This window comes from Streptomyces sp. NPDC032126 (assembly GCF_055580085.1).
In genome coordinates this window covers 1000948-1021249 of the sequence record NZ_JBVIMA010000001.1, presented here as the reverse complement: position 1 = coordinate 1021249, position 20302 = coordinate 1000948, and the positions used below count along the sequence as shown (strand labels likewise).

The following is a 20302-nucleotide window of genomic DNA, read 5'->3' as shown; positions in this document are numbered from 1 at the left end:
CGAGGGTGGCGAGGCATTGTGCGGGGATTCGGCACAGGATGCGACCGCGAGCGGGGCGTGCCTAGGATCGGACGCACAGCCCGGATCCACGCGCCGCCGCCACCCGGTGTCCGCCGCCTGGGGGAGGCGTTGCCCATGCCGAGATCCCGCCGGGTGATGGCCGCCCATCTCTCCGTGGCGGCGACCGTCGCCATCCTGTACCTGACGGTGCCCAGCTTTCTGTCGGTGCTCTGGGCGCTGATCGGGCTCAGTGGGGTCACGGCCGTGCTGATCGGAGTGCGGATGCACCGGCCCGCGCACCGCTGGCCCTGGCTGGCGCTCGCCGCGGGGCTGCTCGCCTTCACCGCCGGGGACACGTACTACAACGTCCAGGAGCAGTACTTCGCGGCGTCCAACCCCTTCCCCTCCCCCTCCGACGCCTGCTACCTCGCCGTCTATCCGCTGTTCGCCGCCGGGCTGTTCGGGCTCGTCCACTACCGGTGGGCCGACCGCGATCTGCCCAGCCTGCTGGACGCGCTGATCATCACCGCCGGACTGGCCCTGCCGATCTGGGTCTATCTGGTGCAGCCGCTGACCATGCTGGACGGGCTGACCTGGCAGCAGCGGGCCATCAGCATCGCCTATCCGCTCGGCGACGTGCTGGTGCTGGCGATGCTGGCCCGGCTGCTCGCCCCGGGCACCGTCTCCGGCCGCAATCGCTCCGTGCAGCTGCTGGTCGTGGGCACGGTGACGCTGCTGTGCTTCGACATCGCGTACGGCATCCTCCAGCTCAACGGCAGCTGGCAGACGGGCACGCTGCTGGACACCGGGTGGATCGTCTTCTACACGGCGTGGGGACTGGCCGCCCTGCACCCCTCGATGCGGCGCCTGACCGAACCGGAGCCCCTGCCCCCGACCCTGCTGCCGCCCTTCCGCCGTCTGCTGCTGCTCACCGCGGCCACCCTCGTCGTGCCCGGGGTGCTGCTGTTCGAGGAGCCCCTCGACACCGTCCCCGACGCGACCGTGCTCGCCGCCGTCTCCAGCGCCCTGTTCGTCCTGGTGATCCTGCGCCTGGCGAGCATGGCCGTGGCCCACCGCAAGGCCGTCAGCCGCGAGCAGACCCTGCGGACGGCGACGGCGTCCCTGGTGGCGGCGATGAGCGGCCAGGACATCGCCCGCTCCTGCGAGGCCGCGGTCACCGCGCTCGTCGGCTCGGACACCCCGCACATGACCCTCCTCCTCCCGGCCGGCGAGGCCCACGAGGCGTACGCGAAGCTCGGCCACCGGGCCCACCCGCCGGAACCGGCCAACCCGGAGCCCCCGGCCGCGACCGCGCCCACGGCGGCCGAGACACCCGGCGGCGACGGCACAGAAACGGCCGGGGCGGGTCGTGAGGCCGGGCTCGTCGGTCTCCCGAGCGCGCCGGGCCGGGCCCCGGGTCCGGTCGGCCGGGGCATTCTGCCCGGGGCCCTGCTCGTCCCCGTCCCCCGGCTCGCGGCGCCGCTCGCCGCCCGGCTCGGGACCCTGCCGACCGCCCTGCTGTGCCCGATGGTGCATCCCGACCGCCCCACCAGCGCCGAGTCCGCCGGAGCCCTCCTCGCCGCCGGACCGGAGCGGCGGCTCGCCGAGATCCGGGGCTCGCTGGAGATCCTCGCCTCGCACGCGGGGCTCGCCGCGGAGCGGGTCGCGCTGCGGCGGGAGATCAGCCGCAAGGAGAGCGAGGCGTACTTCCGCACCCTCGTGCGCCACGCCTCCGACGTCATCCTGATCGTCAACGACGACACCACCGTCCGCTACGCCAGCCCCTCCGCCCGTGCCGTCTTCGGCAGCGCGGACCTGGAGGGCACGGCGCTGCGCGACCTGGTGGACCCGGACGACCGCGTCCGCGTCCAGCGCACCCTGGCCTCCCTGGGCGCCGACGGGCGCCAGGAGACCCACGACCACTGGTGGGTGCACCGGGGCGGGGTCCGGATCGAGGTGGAGGTGCGCTGCCGCGACCTGCGGCGGGACGAGACGGTCGGCGGCCTGGTGGTCACCCTGCGGGACGTCACCGAGCAGCGCCAGCTGGAGCACGAGCTGACCCAGCGGGCCTTCCACGACTCCCTCACCGGCCTGCCCAACCGCACGCTGCTGCTGGAGCGCACCGGCCGCGCCCTGCTGCGCGGCCGCCGCGAGTCCACGCTGACCTGCCTGCTCTTCGTCGACCTGGACGACTTCAAGATCGTCAACGACACGCTGGGCCACTCCGTCGGCGACCGTCTGCTGCGGGCGGTGGCCGAGCGCCTGTCGGAGACCCTGCGCCGCACCGATACCGCGGCCCGCCTCGGCGGCGACGAGTTCGCGGTGCTGATGGAGGACGCCCGGCAGCCGCTGGACGCCGAACTGCTCGCCGCGCAGATCATCCAGACCCTGACCCGCCCCTTCCAGCTCACCGGTGAGACGGTGGGCGTCTCCGCCAGCGTGGGCGTGGCCACCGCCCGCGACAGCGCGGACGCCGAGGAACTGCTCGCCCTCGCCGACCTGGCGCTGTACGCGGCGAAGGCGGCCGGCAAACGCCAGTGGCGCCGCTTCCGGCCGCAGCTGCGGCTCAGGATGGCGGAGCGGCACGATCTGCGGGCCCGGCTGGACGACGCCATCGCCCGCAACGAGTTCGCGCTGCGCTACCAGCCGGTCGTCGACATCACCGCGGGCGAGATCGTCGGCTTCGAGGCACTGGCCCGCTGGCCGCACACCCGGCGCGGTCCCGTCCCGCCCGGCCAGTTCATCCCGCTCGCCGAGGAGACCGGCCACATCACCCCGCTGGGCGCCTGGGTGCTGCGCAGCGCCACCGCCGACATGGCCCGCCTCCAGAACCACGCGCGGGCCGCGCCGCCGCCGTACGTCAGCGTCAACGTCTCCGGACGGCAGTGGCGCGACGCGGGCTTCGTCGGGGAGGTGCGCCGGGCCCTGGAGACCCCGGGGCTGTCCCCCGGCTCGCTGCAACTGGAGCTGACCGAGTCGGTGCTGGTGCCGCCCGACGAGCTGATCGACCACGTCGTGCGGGACCTGAAGGACCTGGGGGTGCGGATCGCGGTGGACGACTTCGGCACCGGGTTCTCCTCGCTCCGCTACCTGCGGGAGTTCCCCGTCGACGTCCTGAAGATCGACAAGTCGTTCATCGACGACATCCCGCGCGACCCGCAGCAGGTCGCGCTCGTCGAGGGCATCGTGCACATCGCCGACACCCTCGGCCTCCAGGTGATCGCCGAGGGCATCGAGGAGCAGGCGCAGCGCGATCTGCTGACCTCGATGGGGTGCCGCTTCGGGCAGGGCTATCTGTTCGCCCGGCCGATGACGCTGGAGGAGGGCGAGGCGGCGGTGCGGCACAACGGCACGCCCCCGGCCCGCCCGCGCACCTCCCTGCGCACGGTTCCGGACGTGCCGCGCGACACCCGCTGGGCCGATCTCGAACGGCTGCGCGCGTCCAGTCCGATGAGCGACGCGGTGCTGGACGAGGTGCGCGGCCGGCACATCCGCTGCGGCGACCACTGGCTGATCGACTTCGCCTCCTGCAACTACCTCGGCTTCGACTGCGATCCCGAGATCATCGACGCGGTCGAGCCCACCCTGCGCCGCTGGGGCACGCACCCCAGCTGGTCGCGGCTGCTGGGCAGCCCCCGGCTCTACCCGCAGATCGAGGAGCGGCTCGCGGCCCTGCTCGGCGCGCCGGACACCCTGCTGCTGCCCACCCTCACCCTGATCCACATGTCGGTGATCCCGATCCTCGCCGGCCACGGCCATGTGTTCGTGGACGCCACCGCCCACCGCACGGTCTACGACGGCTGCGTGGCCGCCCGCTCCCAGGGTGCGTCCCTGCACCGCTTCCGCGCCGACCGGCCGAGCCATCTCGCCGCCCAGCTGCGGGAGTTGCCGGCGAACGGACCCCGCCTGGTGTGCGTGGACGGCGTCGACAGCATGAGCGGCAACATCACCGACGTGCCGACGCTCGCCGCGATCTGCCGGGAGCACGGCGCGACGCTGTACGTCGACGACGCGCACGGCTTCGGCGTCATCGGGGAGCGCTCGCCCGACGAGCCGTGCCCGTACGGCAGCCGCGGCAACAGCGTGGTGCGGCACACCGGCGAGTCGTACGAGAACGTGGTGCTGGCCGCCGGATTCTCCAAGGCGTACTCGTCGCTGCTGGCCTTCCTCGCCCTGCCGACCGCCCTGAAGAACCATCTGAAGATCGCCGCCGGCCCCTATCTGTACTCCGGGCCCTCCCCCACCGCGTCCCTGGCCACCACGCTGGCCGGCCTGGAGGTCAACGACCGGCGGGGCGACGCCATCCGCGCCGACCTGCACCGCAAGACCCTGCGGCTGCTCGACCGCGTCCACGACCTCGGCCTGGACACCCCCGCCAAGGACCAACTGCCGATCCTGGAGATCCCGTTGGCCGATCCGTCCGACCTGGAGGCGGTCGGCTCCTTCCTGTGGGAGCACGGCGTCTACGTCACACTGGCCGCCTATCCGCTGGTCCCGCGCGACCGGGTCGGCTTCCGCGTCCAGCTCACGGCGCTGAACTCGGACGAGGACATCGACACGCTCAACGACACGCTGACCGACCTCGACCGGCACTTCGGCCTGCGCCACCGGGAACCCGCCTCGTGATGCCGACCCGCAACGACGACGTGGACTGGGACCGCTGGCCCGTCGACGACTACCTGGCCGAGAACTACCGGGAGCTGCACCCCTGCGACGCCGCGGTCATCGCCCACCACGCCGCCTACTACCGCGCCCTCGGGCCGGACGGCGTCGAGCGGTCCGTGGAGTTCGGCGCGGGACCCAACCTGTATCCGCTGATGCTGGCCGCCTCGGTCAGCCGCCATATCGACGCGGTGGAGACGGGGGCGGCCAACATCGCCTATCTGACCGGGCAGTTGGAGCGGGGGCCGGACGCGAGCTGGCTGCCCTTCTACGAGCGGTGCCGGCAGCTGCTGCCGGACCTGCCGGGGCGGCTACCGACGGCGCTGGCCCGGGTGTCCGTGGTCCACGCGGACGTACGGGCGCTGCCCTCGGGACGGTACGGCCTGGCGTCGATGCACTTCGTGGCCGAGGGCGCGTCCGAGGACTTCGCCGAGTTCGAGGAGTTCTGCGGGCACTTCGCGCGCTCGGTCGCACCGGGCGGGCATCTGGTCGCCGCGTTCATGGAGAACATGCCGACCTACCGCATCGGGCCCGCCTCGCGCTGGCCGGGCTGTCCGGTCGATCCGGACACCGTGCGGGCGGTGTTCGCGCCGCTCACCGAGCGGCTGGACGTCACACGGATCGACGCCGATCCGACGCTGCCGGACTACGGGGACTCGGGGATGGTCCTGCTGACAGCGCGAACGCGGTCTCGGCCAGGGCGACATGGCTGAACGCCTGCGGGGCGTTGCCCAGTTGGCGTCCGGCGTCCGGGTCCCACTGCTCGGCCAGCAGACCGACGTCGTTGCGCACGGCGAGCACCCGCTCGAAGACCTCGCGGGCCTCGGCCGTACGGCCCGACCCGGCCAGCGCGTCGGCGTACCAGAGGGTGCAGGCGACGAACGCGCCCTCGCGGCCCGGGAGTCCGTCGCCGCCGGGTGGATAGCGATCCAGGAAGCCGCCGTGGTCCAGGCCACGCATCGCCCGCACGGTGCCGAGGACGCGCGGATCGTGGGCGGGCAGGAAGCCCAGCCGGGGCAGCAGCAGCGTGGCGGCGTCCAGACCGGGCGCGCCGTAGACCTGGACGAAGGAGCGCTGCACGGGGTCCCAGCCGTCCCGGCAGACCTGTCGGCGCACCTCGGCGCGCAGCGCCCGCCACACGGCGAACGGGGCCTGGCGGCCCAGGAGTTCGCCCATGCGCAGGGCGCGGTCGGCGGCGACCCAGGCCATCACCTTGGAGTGCGTGTACTGCCGCCGGGGCCCGGGCACCCGCCACAGCCCCTGATCGGGCTCGCGCCAGTGCCGCGCCAGGAAGCCCATCAGCGCCTCGACCACGTCCCAGCCGTGCTCCGGCGGGGGGATGCCCGCCCTCAGCGACAGATAGAGGGCGTCCAGCACCTCGCCGTAGACGTCGAGCTGGAACTGTCCGGCGGTCGGGTTGCCGAAGCGCACCGGGCGTGAGCCCGCGTAGCCGGGCAGCCAGGACGCCTCGGTCTGCGACAGCAGCCGCTGGCCGCCGACGCCGTACTCGGTCTGGAGGTCGGCGGGGTTTCCGGCGAGGGCGCGCACCAGCCAGTCCAGCCAGGCCGCGGCCTCCTCCCGGTGGCCGCCGTGCAGCAGGCAGGACAGGGTGAGGGTGGCGTCGCGCAGCCGGCAGTGCCGGTCGTCCCAGTTGCGCACACCGCCGATCTCCTCCGGCAGGGAGGTGGTGGGGGCGGCGACGATGCCTCCGGTGGGCCCGTAGGTGAGCGCCTTGAGGGTGATCAGGGAGCGCACCACGGCGTCCCGCCAGGGGCCCTCGTAGCGGCAGCGGGCGGCCCACCGGTGCCAGAAGTCGACGGTCTCCTTCAGCGCGGTCTCGGCGGGGACGGCGAGCGGTGCGGGTTCCTCGTCCTGGTGCGAGGGCGCCCAGACGAGGGTCAGGGCGAGGCGGCCGCCCGCCGGGACGACGGCGTCGACGACGGCGGCGTGCTCCCGGCCCCGGGCGCGGGCCGGCCCCTCGGCCCCCAGCCACAGGGCGTCGGGTCCGGCGACGGCCACGGTACGGCGGTCGTCGACGCGGATCCACGGGAGCACCCGCCCCTGGTGGAACCGGGGCCGCAGCTCGCTGCGCACCGCAACACAGCCCGCCAGCCCCTCCACCAGGCGGACGACGCAGGGCAGTTGGGTGCGGGGCGGCATGAAGTCGGTGACCCGGACCGTGCCGGTGGGGGTACGCCACCAGGTGTCCAGGACGAGGGTGTCGGGGCGGTAGGCGCGGTGGGTGCACACGGCCGGGCCGGAGTGCGGCGCCACCCGCCAGCGGCCGTGCTCGGCGGTGCCGAGGAGGGCGGCCAGGCAGGCGGGCGAGTCGAAGCGGGGCAGGCACAGCCAGTCGACGGAGCCGTCGCGGCCGACCATGGCCGCGGTCTCCAGATCGCCGATGAGGGCGTAGTCCTCGATGGGCGGGCTCTTGACGGACGGCCCCGTGGCGGGCGGGCTCCGCAGGCCGGTGGGCGGCACGGTGGCGGTCACGCGGATCGCCCCGCGACCGGGACCCGGCCCGCCGTGCGGCCGCCGAACCAGTCGACCGTGCGGCGCACCCCTTCCGGGAGCGGCACCGCGGGCTGCCAGCCGAGCAGTTCGCGGGCGCGGGTGATGTCGGGGCGCCGCCGCGCGGGATCGTCGACGGGCAGCGGCAGGAAGCGCAGCGCGCTGGACGAGCCCGTCACCTCCAGGACCAGTTCGGCGAGTTCACGGACCGTGCGCTCGACGGGGTTGCCCAGGTTGACGGGTCCGGGCAGCGGGGAGTCGACCATGGCGACGAGTCCGCGGACGAGGTCGTCGACGTAGCAGAAGCTGCGGGTCTGGCCGCCGTCTCCGTGGACGGTGAGCGGTTCGCCGCGCAGGGCCTGGTGGACGAAGGTGGACACCACGCGGCCGTCGCCGGGGCGCATCCGGGGGCCGTAGGTGTTGAAGATCCGCACGATGCCCGTGTCCACGCCCCGGCTGCGCCGGTAGGCGGAGGTGAGGGCCTCGGCGTAGCGCTTGGCCTCGTCGTAGACGCTGCGCGGGCCGACGGGGTTGACGTGGCCCCAGTAGTCCTCCCGCTGCGGGTGGACGAGCGGGTCGCCGTAGACCTCGCTGGTGGAGGCCAGGACGAAGCGGGCCCCGTGGTGGAGCGCGAGCCGGAGCAGGTTCTCCGTGCCGCGGCTGCCGGCGGCGAGGGTCTGCAGCGGGCGGCGCGCGTAGTCCACCGGTGAGGCGGCGCTGGCCAGATGGACGACGGCGTCGACGGCGTCGACGGCGGGCGGGGACTCGGTGACGTCGCAGGTGACGCAGGCGAAGCCGGGAGCGCCGAGCAGATGGGCGATGTTGCCGATCCGGCCGGTGGAGAAGTCGTCCAGACAGTGGACGGCATCCCCCCGGCCGAGCAGGGTTTCGCACAGATGGGAGCCGAGGAAGCCGCTTCCGCCGGACACCACCACACGCATGGCTCCTCCTCGCCGCCTTCTCAGCCGAGCCGGGGCCGGCCCGGTGCGCACAGCGTCCAGCCGGCGGCGCGCCAGACGCTGGGATCGAGGGTGTTGCGGGCGTCGACGAGGGCCGGCACGCGCACGACGGCCGCCAGGGCGGCGGGGTCGAGTTCCCGGTACTGCGGCCACTCGGTGAGGTGCAGCACCACGTCCGCCTCCTCGCACACCTTGGTCACGTCCGGGGCGTACTGGAGGGCGGGGTGGGTGACGCGGGCGTTGTCGATGGCCTCCGGGTCGTGGACCCGGACGCGGGCGCCGAGGCCGTGCGCGAGGTCCGCGACGGCGAGGGCGGGCGAGTCGCGCACGTCGTCGCTGAGGGGTTTGAAGGCGGCCCCGAGGACGGCCACGTGCCGTCCGTCGAGGGTGCCGCCGGCGATCCGTTCGGCGAGGCCGACGATCCGGCGGCGCTGGCGGGTGTTGATCGCGTCGACCTGGCGCAGGAAGGCCACGGACTCGCCGAGACCGAGTTCCTCGGCGCGCGCGGCGAAGCCGCGGATGTCCTTGGGCAGGCAGCTGCCGCCGAATCCGGCGCCGGGGGCGAGGAAGCGGGGGCCGATGCGCGGGTCGGCGCCCAGGGCCTCGGCGAGGGTGAGGACGTCGGCGCCGGTGGCGTCGCAGATCTCGGCCATGGCGTTGATGAAGGAGACCTTGGTGGCGAGGAAGGAGTTCGAGGCCAGCTTGACCAGTTCGGCGGTGGCCGGGTCGGTGACGATGAACGGGGTGCCCTCGCGCAGCAGGGGGGCGTAGAGCTCGCGCAGCCGGGCCCGCGCGCGGGGGGAACGCACCCCGGCCACGATCCGCTCGGGACGCAGGGTGTCCTGGACCGCGCAGCCCTCGCGCAGGAACTCCGGGTTCCAGGCGACGTCCGCCGCTCCCCGCAGCCGTACGGCCAGCCGCTCGGCGGTGCCGACCGGGACGGTGGACTTGCCGACGAGCAGGGCGCCGGGGCGCAGATGCGGGGCGAGGCCGTCGACGGCGGCCTCGACGTGCGTGAGGTCGGCGGCCCCGGTGCCGGGGCGCTGCGGGGTGCCGACGCACAGGAAGTGGGTGTCGGCGAAGGCGGCGGCGTCGGTGGGCGCGGTGCTGAACCGCAGCCGGCCGCTGTCCACCACGCGCCGCAGCAGGGCGCCCAGGCCCGGCTCGTAGAACGGGGGCCGTCCCGCCGCGAGGGCGGCGACGCGCTCCCCGTCGAGGTCCACCCCGAGGACCTCGTGGCCGAGGTCGGCCATACAGGCGGCGTGCACCGCCCCGACGTACCCGGTGCCCAAGACCGTCAGACGCATCCCGCTCACCCTCGTTCCGCATGACGTGGATCCCATTGAACTGGTATATTTACGGCGTATACGTACATAATCAACCCAGGGGGAGCCAGGGTCAACACGGGGCCAGGCAGGAGCAGTCGGCCATGGAGAATCCGTTCCGCGCAGAGACCGCGAGGCGCCTGCGACACCTCGCCGGGGCATTCGCCACCGATCCACGGGAGGCGGCGCGCCTCGTACCGGAGGGCGTCGCGAGCTACTTCGAGCACCCGGTCGCACAGCGCGTCGAGGACCGCTGGGAGGAGCGGCTGCACGCGTGGATCGAGGTCCCGTGGCCCTGCGTGGAGAGCCACAACGGGCAGCGGCTGTGGGACACCGTGACCGCGGAGCTGTCGGAGCGCGGCTTCGCCGTCGGACGGCACACCTACGGCCAGTACAGCGACGCCGACGCCGCGCTGGGCCGGGCGGTGTGGTGCGCGGTGCGCCACACCCACCCCCGCGTGGTGGTCGAGACGGGCGTGGCGCGGGGCATCACCAGCCGCGTGATCCTGGAGGCGCTGGAGCGCAACGGCGACGGCCGGCTGTTCAGCGTGGACCTCCCGCACCCCTTCGAGGCCGCCCTGCGCGCCGAGACGGGCGTCGCGGTGCCCGCCCGGCTGCGGCCGCGCTGGACCTACGTCGAGGGCTCCAGCAGACGGCGGCTGCCGGGCCTGCTGCGCGAACTGCGCCGGGTGGACGTCTTCGTCCACGACAGCCTGCACACGGCCCGCAACACGCGCTTCGAGATGGACCGCGTCGGGGCCGTGCTGTCCCCCAGCGGGCTGATGTTCGTGGACGACATCAGCACCCACCAGGGCTTCGCCGGCTGGACCGGCGCCACCCCCTGGGCCCGCACCCTGGTCTGCCGCTCCGACGACGGCGAGGGCCTGTTCGGCATCGTGGGCACCCAGCCCGCGGCACATGCGGCGGCCCGGCCATGACCGGGGCCGCGCCGGCCACCGCCCGTCGGCCGCGCCGGGGGCGGACCTCAGCCGGCGATCCGCGCGCGGGCCGACCGGGCCAGCCGGCGGGCCACCAGACCGCCGAACCGGATCCCCTCGACCAGCGCGGGCAGCGGGTCGTCACGGCACAGCCAGGCCCGCTCGGTGGGGCGCTCGTACAGCAGGTCCCGCGGCAGCCGGCCCTCGGTCCGCAGCCAGGCCGCCGCCGAGGGAAGGTCCAGCTGACCCACGACGAAGACCCGCCCCTCCGCCTGCGGACCCTGCGGGACGTCCCGGCCGGTGAGATCCAGGTACAGGGCGCGGACGACGTCGACGCCGTGGACGTTCTCGAAGAGCCGGAACTGGGCCCCCGTGCGGGGATTGAAGTCCACCAGCTTGTAGCGGCCGTCCCGGCGGTCGTAGCGCCAGTCCAGGTCCGCCACCCCGCAGTAGCCGATCCGGCGGCACAACCGCTCCGCGAGACGGGCCAGTTCCGGGTTGTAGAGGCCGACGGCGCGGGTGGTGGCGCCCGCGTACGGCGGCCAGGAGCGCAGCTTCAGACCGGTGAACAGGGCCCTCGGCACCCCGCCCGCGCCGCAGTACAGGTGGGTGATCCAGTCCTCCGCCTGCCCGCGCGGGATGTACTCCTGCATCAGCAGCGGCGGGGGCGCGCGGCCCGGGAAGCGGTCGAGCAGCTCGCGTTCGTCGCGGACCTCGACGGTGGAGCCGGGCACGGCCGGGGTGCGCAGCCTGCCGAACGCCTCCAGGTTCTTCACGACCAGCGGATAGCCCAGCGCCCGGCCCGCGTCGAGCATCTCGTCCCGGTCCGCCGGCACGTACGAGCGCGGCGAGGGCACCCCGGCCCGCACGCAGATCTCGTGCACGCTCGCCTTGCCCGCCAGCAGACGGGGCAGCCCGGGCGGCACCGGGGGCAGCAGGAAGCACTCCGCCAGGCGGTCGGCGTGTTCGGCCAGGACGATGGCCGCCTCGTCGTCCGTCGGCACCGCCACGCTCCTGCGGCCGATCGCCCTGCCGATCGCCAGCAGGCCGTCCGCGAGCCGCTCGGGGGGCTCGCGGCCGCTCGTCGGCCAGACGACCCGGCGCGCCACGTGCCGGGAGACCGCGAGCGGGGTGAGGCGGTCCTCCACGACGGCGTGCACGGGGACGCCCAGGCGGCCGAGGGTGCGGGCCACGCCGAGCGAACCGTGGTGCTGTGGATAGCTGCCGATCCTCGCGAGCAGCGCGGGCACCTGGTCGCCGCGCAAGGGGACCACCCGCCTTTCCCGCCGCAGGACAGGGACCCGGGGAGGTGCCGGAGATGAAGACCGGCATATCGCCCGAATCCATTATCGCGAGCGCGGCGGCCACCGCTCGCGCCCGGCCCGTCCCGGGCCGGTCCCGGAGGAGGGTGTCCGGAGCCCCGGCCCGACTGGCCGGGCTGCTCCCCCTGTTCTTCCCTCGCGCGCTGGCCGGGCTCGACGACCGGTTCCGCGCCCGGCGGCTGATGCGCGCCGCCGGGCCCTGCGCCCTCACCGTCGTCCCGCGCCCCTCGCGGCTCCAAGGGGGCCTGCTGGTGTTCGAGGCGCGGTGCGGCGGCGTGGACATGGTGGTCAAGCACCCGCGCACCGAGCATCTCGCCGTCGTCGTCGCCGAGGAGCGGGCGGTCCTGGGGGCCCTGGTGACCGACCCCCGCCTGGCCCCCTGGCTCCCGCTGTTCCCCCGGGTGCTGCCGGTGCCTGTCCCCCCGGGGACGCTCGCGCAGCACCGGCTCTCCGGCATCCCGGCGGAACGGTTCCCCGGCGGCGGCGACCCTCCGCGCGCCGCCACGCTCGCGCTCGCCCTGTGGGCCGAGCTGCGGGCGGCGACCGGCCGGCGCCGGCCGGCGGTCGAGCGCGCCGGGTCGTGGGTCACCCCACGGCTGGCGGCGCTCACCGCCGGCATCGACGGCTACGGCGTCCACCGTGCGGACTTCGCGGCGCTGCGCCGCCGGCTGGACGCGGCGCTGCGCGGGGCGGTGCTGACCGAGGGCTGGACGCACGGCGACTACCACCCGGGCAATGTGCTGCTGTCCGGCGAACCGCCCCGGGTCACCGGAGTCATCGACTGGGGCGGCGCCCGCGCCGAGGGCCCCTGCGAGATCGACGCCTGCACCTACGTCCTGGCCCTGCGCCATCTGCTCACCGGCCGCCCGCTGGGCGAGCTGGCCGCCGAGGCGCTGCGCCACGGCCTGTCGGACGCCGACCGCGCCGTGCTGGCGGCGGCCGGCCTGGACCCGGACCGCGACCTCGGCGACCCGTTGGCGCTCGTCCTGCTGACGTGGCTGTGGCATGTGACGGGCAATCTCCACAAATCACCGAAGTTCGGCCACAGCCGCGGGTGGCTCACCCACACGGTCGCCCCGGTCCTGCGCGAGTGCGCCCGCTGGGCCGGCGACGCGCCGTGACCGCCCCGAGGAGGGAGTGACCATGGCCATCCACATCCGTTCCGCCCCCACGCACCGGCGGACCGCCACCGCGGCCGCCTCCCGGCAGGCGCCCACCGTCGTCGTAGGGGCCGGCCCCTACGGCCTCGCCACGGCCGCCTGGCTGGCCGCCGCCGGAGTGCCCCGCCGGGTCTTCGGCGATCCCATGGAGTGCTGGCACACCCATATGCCCGAGGGCATGTGCCTGAAGTCTGTGCCGACCGCGTCCTGCATCTCCGCGCCCGAGCCCGGCTACGGTCTGGCGGACTACCGCGCCGCCCGGGGGCTCGGTCCGGTCGGCGACACCTATCCGATCCCCGTGGACGAGTTCATCGCCTACGGGCGGTGGTTCCAGGAGCGCCGCGTGCCCGAGTTGGAGCGGCGCGGGGTGCGGGCGGTCCGCCCGCTGGACGGCGGGTTCGCCGTCACCCTGGACGACGGCGAGGAGTTCCCGGCCCGCAGCGTGGTCATGGCCACCGGGCAGGTGCCGTTCGCCCACGAACCGCCCGAGCTGGGCGGGCCGTTCCCGGCGGAGCTGGTCTCCCACACCTGCCGCCACCGCGACCTGGGCCGGTTCGCGGGGCAGCGCGTCGCCGTCCTCGGGGCGGGGCAGTCGGCGCTGGAGAGCGCGGCGCTGCTGCACGAGGCCGGGGCCCGGCCGGTGGTCCTCGCCCGGGCCCCGGCCGTCGCCTTCGGCGATCCGCCGGTCACCGACCACCCGGCCGAACGGCCCCGCGCCGTACGGCTCGTCAAGCCCGGTTCGGCCCTCGGCCCCGGCTGGTCGCTGCTGGCGTGCGCGCGGGGCGGCGCGGCCTTCCGGCACCTGCCGGAGAGCGTGCGCACGCGGCTGCTGCACAGCGTGCTCGGCCCGTCCGGCGGCTGGTGGCTGCGGCACCGCGTGGAGGGCCGCTTCCCGGTGCTGTGCGGCCGCACGGTGCTCGATGTCGGGACCGATGACGGCGGAGACGGCGGAGTGCGCCTGGATCTGGCAGACGCCGACGGGCGGCGGGAGACCCTGCGCGCCGACCATCTGCTGCTGGCCACCGGATACCGGGTGGACATCGACCGGCTCGGGCTGCTGGCACCGGAACTCCGCGACGCGGTGCGCACGTCCGGCGGGGCGCCCCGGCTCTCGCCCGGTTTCGAGTCCAGCGTGCCGGGCCTGTACTTCACGGGACTGGCCGCGGCGCCCACCTTCGGGCCCGTGCTGCGGTTCGTCGCCGGCACCGGATTCGCCGCGCGCCGGCTCGCCCGCTCGGTCGCGGCGGGAACCCGGACGGCACGATGACCGTACGCGGGGCGGCTCTGGGAGCGCTGATGGTCGTGCTGGTCGCCTGCGGCGGCATCGGCTCGGTGCGGCTCGCCGCGCCGTCCCCCGCCGGCCCGGCGGCTCCGACCGCCCCCTCCTTCGCCGACCGGCCCGACCCGTACGCGCGCCCGCCCGTGCCGGGCGACTGGCGGCTCGTCTTCCGCGACGAGTTCGAGCAGGGCCGCCTCGACCGGGACCACTGGACCACGTGCTACGACTGGAACGACGGCGGCTGCACCATCAGCAGCAACAACGAACTGGAGTGGTACCGGCCCGGCCAGGTCTCCGTGACCGACGCGCTGACGCTCACGGCGACCCGCCGGCCCGCCGTCGGCTCCGACGGGCGGACGTATCCATGGGTCTCCGGCATGGTCTCCACGGGCCGCGACAACTGGTACGCCGAGCCGCCGCGCCGGACGTTCACCTACGGCTATGTCGCCGCGGCCGTCCGCATCCCCTCCGAGCAGGGGATGCTGCCCCAGTTCTGGATGATGCCCGCGTCGCGCTTCACCCCGCCCGAGATCGACATCATGGAGTTCATCGGCAGCACGCGCGACCTGTCCATGTACGTCCACTGGCAGGACGCGGACGGCGTCCGGCACCAGGAGAAGGGCACCTACACCGCGAGCGGGTTCCCCTCCGGCTACCACGTCTTCGCGGTGCTGTGGGAGCCGGACCGGCTCGTCTGGTACGTCGACGGCGTCGAACGCTTCCGGGTGACCGATCCGGCGCGGATCCCCGACGTCGCCATGGAGGTCATCCTCGATCTGGCCGTCGGCTCACCCAGCCATCCACCGCCCGGGGTCGACTCGGCGCGGATGCTCGTCGACTGGGTGCGGGTCTGGCAGCGCTGACGAGCGCGGTCCGGCCGGCTCGACGCGGGTCGGACGGACCGGGCCCGGTACGACCCGTCCGGCGACCGCCCGTGCCCTGCGGTAGGTCCGCCAGGCCCGCGTGCGCAGGCTCTCGGCGAACGGCGCCACCGGCGCGCCCGCCCCCAGCACCCACTGGCCGAAGCGGTCCGGGCCGATGTCGGCCGTCACCATCAGCCGGGCGAACCACAGCGGATGGTCCCGCGCCGAGCTGAACGCGTACGGCCCCCGTACGGCGGCCGCCGAGGTCCAGCCGGCCTCCTCGACCAGCGCGCGGACGGTGCGGCTGGAGTAGCCGTGCGGGTAGGCGAAGGAGACCACGGCGTGCCCCAGGGCGTCCTCGATCTCCCGCTTGCAGCCGCCGACCTCCTCCCGGACCGACGCCCGGGGCAGGGTGTCCAGTTGGGGGTGGGTGCGGGTGTGCCCGCCGATCTCGATGCCCGCCGCGTCCAGGTCCCGCACCTGCGCCCAGGTGAGGGTCGCGGCCCCCGGGAAGGGTCCCGCCGACCCGCCCAGGGCGCCGGTGGTGACGTACAGGGTGGCGGGCAGGCCGCGCGCGGCGAGCAGCGGGACGACCGTGGCGGCGAAGTCCGCGTACCCGTCGTCGAAGGTCAGCACCGCGCAGCGGGGCGGCAGCGGCGGGCCGCCGTGCAGCGCGGCGACCAGGCGCCGCAGCGGGACCACCCGCAGCCCGCTCTCCTCGATGATGTCGAGATGGCCGGCGAAGACGCGCGGACTCACCGCGTAGGGCGCGAGCCAGCCGGGCGGGTCGTCGCACACCGCGTGATAGAGGAAGACCGGCACGGCCCGCACGGTCACACCGCCGCCCGTGCGGGGGGTACCGGGACCACGGGCCCCGTTCGCGGACTCCCGCCGCCCTCCAGCGGCCGGATCCGGCCGACGGCGTAGCCGGTGACGGTGGCGCCCACCCCCGCGCACAGCGCGGCGGCCGCGCGCAGGGCGCCGGGCCGTCCGGTGCGGCCCAGTTCGCGGACGAGGGCCCGGGGGACGGTGGAGCGCAGATAGGCCCGCTCGCTGGCGAGCGCCGGTCCGCTGCCGCTGCGCCGGGCCACCACGGCCTTGGACAGCCCCTCGATGTAGCAGCGGTTGCGGAAGTAGGACCAGCGCGTCCGGTCCTCGGGCACCCGGTGGTCCACCGCCGCCGCGGGCTCGTACAGCAGGACGGCGTGCGGGTCGCGGGCGGCGAGGCGCAGACACAGGTCGGTCTCGTCGCAGCTGGCCGCCGGGCGGGCGCCGACGCGGCCGAGGGCGTCGAGGAAGCCGCCGACGGCCAGCAGGGCGGTGCGGCGGAAGGACATGTTGGCGCCGATGAAGTTGCGCACCGGGACGGCCCGTTCGGGCTGCCCGTGGAAGGAGCAGCCGACGACCCAGTCGAACTCGGGTGGGAACCACACCGGCCGTCCGGTGACCCAGTGCGGCCGCACGAGCCCGCCGACGCCCGCCACGCGTGGGTCGGCGTAGGGCGCCAGCAGCCGGGCGGTCCAGCCGGGCCGGGCCACGGCGTCGTCGTCGAGGAAGGCCACCACGTCCCCGTGCGACACCGCCACGCCGGTGTTGCGCCCGCCGGACAGGCCGCGCCGGTGCCGGTTGGGCACCACCCGCACCCCGGGCAGCTCCCGGGCGGCGCGGGCGAGCAGTTCCGGGTTGTGGTCGACGACCAGGACGACCTCGTCGGCGGGCCGCTCCTGGGACAGCACCGAGGCGATCGCGGCCCGCAGGTCGGGCCACCGGTCGAGGGTGTAGGCGCAGACGACGACCGACAGGACGGGCTCGGCGGACGCGCCGGATCCGGCGTGGTTCATGACGACCTCCGGGGTGCCGGGACGAGCCAGCGCGACCGGCACGCCAGCAGGAAGACGGCCAGCAGGCACTGGGCGACGAGCCAGGCGACGCCCGCGCCGCTGACGCCGAGCCGCGGCACCAGCACCACGGTCAGGGTGAGCACCAGCGCGCACAGCGCCGCTTGGAGGGCGACCGCCCAGCGCAGCCGGCGCCGCGCCCGCGCGACGTCGATGGCCACGCTCACCAGCAGGTTGGGCACGGCGGACAGCGCGAGCAGCCGCAGCAGGGCGGTGCCCTCGGCCGCGTAGCCGGGGCCGAAGAGCGACAGGATCCACGGCGCGCCGGCGAGCAGGACCGCGGTGATGCCCGCCAGCAGCAGCGCCGAGTGGCGCAGGACGCGCAGGCCGTTGGCGACGAGTTGCTCCGGGCGCCGCACCGACTCCACGATCAGGGAGGTTCCCATGTTGCGGGCCAGCAGGTAGGGCACGTAGGCGATGCTCCAGGCGAGCGCGAAGTAGGCGCTGCGCTCGGCGCCGAGGCTCTCCAGCACGATCAGCGGGACCAGGGCCTCGGCGGCCGTCCGGAACAGGGAGCCGCACCAGTCGGCGGCCGCGTACCCGAGCATGCGGGGCGGTGGCGGGCCCGGTGACGCGTCCCGTTCGTGCCGGGGCACCGCCTGGCCCAGCAGGACGGAGTTGGCCACGACCAGGGAGACGACCAGGGCGCCCGCCCAGGCGAACAGGATCCCGTAGGTGAGGGCCAGCCAGGCGCCGAGGCCGAGCAGCAGGATCTTGACGAAGGCGAAGATCAGGTTCTCGCCGACGACCCAGCCGGGCCGGCCGACGGCGGTGAGGGCGCCGTCCTGGAGCACGAAGACCGCGTATCCGGCGGTCGCCACCAGGAAGCAGCCGCCGGGGAAGGGCGAGAGCAGGACGTGGAGGCTCGGGGCGACCAGCGGGATCAGCGCGAGGAACAGCACGGCGGCCAGCACGCTGACGCTGGTGCTCACCGCGTAGCACCACAGGACCAGCCGGCGGGTGTGGCGCCCGGCGGTCGGCACGAAGCGCACCAGGAAGTCGTTGAGGTTGAGCTGCCCGATGCCGGTGAGCAGCACGGACGCCGCGAGCGCGGAGTAGCTCAGGCCCACCGTCCGCTCGTCGTACCAGTGGGTGGCGCACAGCCAGAAGACGGCGCCGACGCCCGAGTTGACGACGGAGCTGACCATGAGCAGATGCCCGGTGCGCAGCAGGCGTTCGCGGGGCAGGGTGGTCGCGGTGCGCAGGGTGGCCGGGAGGGAGCGCCGGACCCGGCGGGCGGGGCTCGCCTCGGAGCCGGTGGCCTCGGTGCCGGTGATGGAGCGGGGGTCCACGCCCTCACCTCGTCCGTCGCTCACCGTGGGCGGCGTCCGCCGCGCGCGAGGCGGCCGCGCAGGTATCCCCAGGGCCCGTAGGCGAGGCCGCGCAGTTCCCGGAGGGCGAGGCGGCGGTTCCAGCCGCATTCGGGGTCGTCGGTGCGCTCGCGGGTCCTGGTCGCGGCGTAGCGGATGCCCCGGGGCAGGCGTCGCAGCAGGGCGGGCAGCCGGCCGGGGTGGTGGAGCAGGGCGCCGGTGAGGTAGGCGCCGAGGCCGGCGCCGTAGCCGAACGCCTGGGCGGCCACGGCGTCCTGGGTGCGCCGGTGGTGGTGCCAGACGATGGCGCGGGGCTGGTAGGCCAGGGTGTGACCGGCCGTCAGGACCTCGAAGAAGGCGAGCAGGTCGTCGCCGCCCCGCGCCGGGGTGCCCGCGCCGGTCGCCGGGTCGAAGCCGCCGAGGGCGCGCAGGACGTCGGTGCGGAAGGCCATGTTGGCGCCGGAGCCGAAGTGCCCGGCCGCGAACGGGAACAGCGGGTCCGGCGCCGGGTCGGACAGCGACCAGGTGCGCGCCCGGTACCCCTTGGCGAAGCCGCCGTGCCGCTCCAGGACGGCCTGGGCCGGGGTCTGGAGCTCGGCGGGCACGATCAGCCCGGTGACGCAGCCGACGCGGGGGTCCCGGGCGAACGTCTCGGCGAGGGCGGACAGCCAGTCGGGGTCGACCAGGGTGTCGTCGTCCGTGAAGGCGACGAGGGCGCCGCGGGCGCGGGCGAGGCCCCGGTTGTGGGCGCGGGCCAGCCCGGGCACGGGTTCGCGTACGTAGCGGACCCGCCCGGCGAAGGCGCCCCGCACGAGGGCCTCGGTGGCGGTGTCGGAGGGGGCGTTGTCGACGACGATGACCTCGAACTCGGGATAGCGCGCCCGCAGCAGCGACCCCAGACACCGCCGCAGCCGCTCGACCCGATCACGGGTGGCGACGACGACGCTGATGAGGGGCAGGGGGCCGGCGGCGGGCCGCGCGAGCCGGCCGTCGCCGCGATCCACCCGCGCTTCTTCCCGTGCTTCCACTTCGGTGAAGGCCGTCGGTTCGTCCAGTTCGGTGAGGGCCGTCTCGGCGACCGCGTGCCACAGGGCCTCGGGGCCGGTCGGGGCGGTGGCGGTGACCATGCCGAGGGGGAGGCCGTGGAGGCGTACGAGGGCCCTGACCCGTCCCTGGAGCAGGACCGGCCCCTCGTCCCCCGGGAGCCGGAACTCGCTCGGGCGGGCCAGGTCGACGTCGGCCACGGGCAGGGGGACGCCGACGGTGGCGGAGCGCACCGGAACGGCAGTCACGACGCGCTCCGCTCGTGCCGGGCGGAGGTCACGGCGCCCGGCCGTTCCGCGAGCAGGGTGTGCAGGACCCTGCGCCCGTCGGAGATGGCGTGCAGATGGGAGCGTCCGCTGCGCCGGGGCAGCTCCAGGCTGGGCACCTCGGCGATGCGCAGTCCGGAGCGCAGGGCGTGCGCGATCATCTCGGCCTCGATCTCGAATCCGGCGGCGTGCAGGTCGAGTTGGTCGAGGAAGCTGCGCCGGAACGCGCAGAACCCGTAGCACAGGTCGGTCAGGGACGCGTGGTAGATGCGGTTGGCGGCGGCGAGCAGCACCTGGTTGCCCAACCGCCGGAAGTGGGTGATGTCCAGGGATCCGCCGCCGGCGACGAAGCGGGAGCCCTTGACGAAGTCGTAGCCGTTCTCCAGGAAGTGCAGATAGTGCGGGATCTCCTGGGGCGACATGCTGCCGTCGGCGTCGATCATCACCACGTAGTCACCGGTCGCCGCGCGGAAGCCGGTGCGCAGGGCGTTGCCCTTGCCGGGTCCGCTCTGCCGGACGTGACGGACCGAGGGGAGGCACTGCTGGGCCATGGTGACGGTCGCGTCGATCGAGTCGCCGTCGACCAGGATCACCTCGTCCACGCAGGCCGGTATCTGCTCGAAGACCCAGGGGATGTTCCTGGCCTCGTTCTGGGCCGGGACGACCAGGCTCACGCGCGCGGGCGGCCTTCCCGCACCGTTGCCGTTGCTGTTCGGATCGCTGTACATGATCGCGTTCTCCGCGTGCTTATGTCGTCCGTACTTA

At 74.8% G+C, this 20302-nt stretch carries 15 protein-coding genes; 6 read left to right on the top strand and 9 right to left on the bottom strand.

The window, feature by feature from the left end; genetic code table 11:
• Positions 1-135: 135 nt before the first annotated feature.
• Entirely contained in the window at positions 136-4626 is a 4491-nt protein-coding gene (locus ACZ5NW_RS04255) for an aminotransferase class I/II-fold pyridoxal phosphate-dependent enzyme (RefSeq protein WP_468742164.1), read from the top strand.
• Positions 4626-5375 carry a class I SAM-dependent methyltransferase gene (locus tag ACZ5NW_RS04250; RefSeq protein WP_468742163.1) on the top strand — a complete coding sequence of 250 codons (750 nt, stop codon included), beginning with the start codon at positions 4626-4628 and terminating at the stop codon, positions 5373-5375. Before ACZ5NW_RS04255 ends, ACZ5NW_RS04250 begins: the two co-directional genes overlap by 1 nt.
• On the opposite strand, the gene ACZ5NW_RS04245 is transcribed toward ACZ5NW_RS04250, so the two are convergent.
• Genes ACZ5NW_RS04245 through ACZ5NW_RS04235 form a run of 3 tightly spaced genes read right to left on the bottom strand, consistent with a single transcriptional unit; the run spans position 5275 to position 9439 of the window.
• The gene (locus ACZ5NW_RS04245; RefSeq protein ID WP_468742980.1) at positions 5275-7143 is read right to left on the bottom strand and encodes a glycoside hydrolase family 15 protein; all 1869 of its coding nucleotides are present in this window, start codon (positions 7141-7143) and stop codon (positions 5275-5277) included. The two genes, ACZ5NW_RS04250 and ACZ5NW_RS04245, sit on opposite strands and share 101 nt — an antisense overlap.
• 8 nt (positions 7144-7151) lie before the next feature.
• Complete coding sequence (locus ACZ5NW_RS04240) at positions 7152-8114, bottom strand: UDP-glucuronic acid decarboxylase family protein (protein ID WP_468742162.1); 963 nt, start codon at positions 8112-8114, stop codon at positions 7152-7154.
• 20 nt (positions 8115-8134) lie between these two features.
• The gene (locus ACZ5NW_RS04235) at positions 8135-9439 is read right to left on the bottom strand and encodes a UDP-glucose dehydrogenase family protein (protein WP_468742161.1); all 1305 of its coding nucleotides are present in this window, start codon (positions 9437-9439) and stop codon (positions 8135-8137) included.
• Positions 9440-9561: 122 nt separating this feature from the next.
• Here ACZ5NW_RS04235 and ACZ5NW_RS04230 point away from each other — a divergent pair, with 122 nt between their 5' ends.
• Complete coding sequence (locus ACZ5NW_RS04230; RefSeq protein WP_468742160.1) at positions 9562-10395, top strand: class I SAM-dependent methyltransferase; 834 nt, start codon at positions 9562-9564, stop codon at positions 10393-10395.
• A 47-nt stretch (positions 10396-10442) separates the two neighbouring features.
• Here ACZ5NW_RS04230 and ACZ5NW_RS04225 read toward each other — a convergent pair whose 3' ends face one another.
• Positions 10443-11669, bottom strand: coding sequence for a carboxylate--amine ligase (locus ACZ5NW_RS04225; RefSeq protein ID WP_468742159.1), 1227 nt, complete (start codon positions 11667-11669; stop codon positions 10443-10445).
• A 134-nt stretch (positions 11670-11803) separates the two neighbouring features.
• Here ACZ5NW_RS04225 and ACZ5NW_RS04220 point away from each other — a divergent pair, with 134 nt between their 5' ends.
• Genes ACZ5NW_RS04220 through ACZ5NW_RS04210 form a run of 3 tightly spaced genes read left to right on the top strand, consistent with a single transcriptional unit; the run spans position 11804 to position 15019 of the window.
• Positions 11804-12838, top strand: coding sequence for a phosphotransferase family protein (locus ACZ5NW_RS04220; protein WP_468742158.1), 1035 nt, complete (start codon positions 11804-11806; stop codon positions 12836-12838).
• 22 nt (positions 12839-12860) lie between these two features.
• Positions 12861-14144, top strand: coding sequence for an NAD(P)-binding domain-containing protein (locus ACZ5NW_RS04215; protein WP_468742157.1), 1284 nt, complete (start codon positions 12861-12863; stop codon positions 14142-14144).
• Positions 14141-15019, top strand: coding sequence for a glycoside hydrolase family 16 protein (locus tag ACZ5NW_RS04210; RefSeq protein ID WP_468742156.1), 879 nt, complete (start codon positions 14141-14143; stop codon positions 15017-15019). The genes ACZ5NW_RS04215 and ACZ5NW_RS04210 overlap by 4 nt, the downstream gene beginning before the upstream one ends.
• Here ACZ5NW_RS04210 and ACZ5NW_RS04205 read toward each other — a convergent pair.
• Genes ACZ5NW_RS04205 through ACZ5NW_RS04185 form a run of 5 tightly spaced genes read right to left on the bottom strand, consistent with a single transcriptional unit; the run spans position 14945 to position 20265 of the window.
• Positions 14945-15841, bottom strand: coding sequence for a polysaccharide deacetylase family protein (locus tag ACZ5NW_RS04205; protein WP_468742155.1), 897 nt, complete (start codon positions 15839-15841; stop codon positions 14945-14947). The genes ACZ5NW_RS04210 and ACZ5NW_RS04205 overlap by 75 nt on opposite strands.
• 11 nt (positions 15842-15852) lie before the next feature.
• On the bottom strand, positions 15853-16860 hold the full coding sequence (locus tag ACZ5NW_RS04200) for a glycosyltransferase family 2 protein (protein ID WP_468742154.1): 1008 nt from the start codon (positions 16858-16860) through the stop codon (positions 15853-15855).
• Positions 16857-18209: a lipopolysaccharide biosynthesis protein gene (locus ACZ5NW_RS04195; protein ID WP_468742153.1), complete on the bottom strand. Its 1353-nt coding sequence runs from the start codon at positions 18207-18209 to the stop codon at positions 16857-16859. The genes ACZ5NW_RS04200 and ACZ5NW_RS04195 overlap by 4 nt, the downstream gene beginning before the upstream one ends.
• Positions 18210-18229: 20 nt before the next feature.
• Positions 18230-19519: a glycosyltransferase family 2 protein gene (locus ACZ5NW_RS04190; protein WP_468742152.1), complete on the bottom strand. Its 1290-nt coding sequence runs from the start codon at positions 19517-19519 to the stop codon at positions 18230-18232.
• Positions 19516-20265, bottom strand: coding sequence for a glycosyltransferase family 2 protein (locus tag ACZ5NW_RS04185; protein ID WP_468742151.1), 750 nt, complete (start codon positions 20263-20265; stop codon positions 19516-19518). Before ACZ5NW_RS04185 ends, ACZ5NW_RS04190 begins: the two co-directional genes overlap by 4 nt.
• Between the last annotated feature and the right edge of the window lie 37 nt (positions 20266-20302).

Bases quoted from the DNA above. Each gene is read 5' to 3' on its own strand.
- ACZ5NW_RS04255 (WP_468742164.1), top strand. From the start codon at position 136: ATGCCGAGATCCCGCCGGGTGATGGCCGCCCATCTCTCCGTGGCGGCG.
- ACZ5NW_RS04250 (WP_468742163.1), top strand. From the start codon at position 4,626: ATGCCGACCCGCAACGACGACGTGGACTGGGACCGCTGGCCCGTCGAC.
- ACZ5NW_RS04240 (WP_468742162.1), bottom strand. From the start codon at position 8,114: ATGCGTGTGGTGGTGTCCGGCGGAAGCGGCTTCCTCGGCTCCCATCTG.
- ACZ5NW_RS04235 (WP_468742161.1), bottom strand. From the start codon at position 9,439: ATGCGTCTGACGGTCTTGGGCACCGGGTACGTCGGGGCGGTGCACGCC.
- ACZ5NW_RS04230 (WP_468742160.1), top strand. From the start codon at position 9,562: ATGGAGAATCCGTTCCGCGCAGAGACCGCGAGGCGCCTGCGACACCTC.
- ACZ5NW_RS04215 (WP_468742157.1), top strand. From the start codon at position 12,861: ATGGCCATCCACATCCGTTCCGCCCCCACGCACCGGCGGACCGCCACC.
- ACZ5NW_RS04210 (WP_468742156.1), top strand. From the start codon at position 14,141: ATGACCGTACGCGGGGCGGCTCTGGGAGCGCTGATGGTCGTGCTGGTC.
- ACZ5NW_RS04200 (WP_468742154.1), bottom strand. From the start codon at position 16,860: ATGAACCACGCCGGATCCGGCGCGTCCGCCGAGCCCGTCCTGTCGGTC.
- ACZ5NW_RS04185 (WP_468742151.1), bottom strand. From the start codon at position 20,265: ATGTACAGCGATCCGAACAGCAACGGCAACGGTGCGGGAAGGCCGCCC.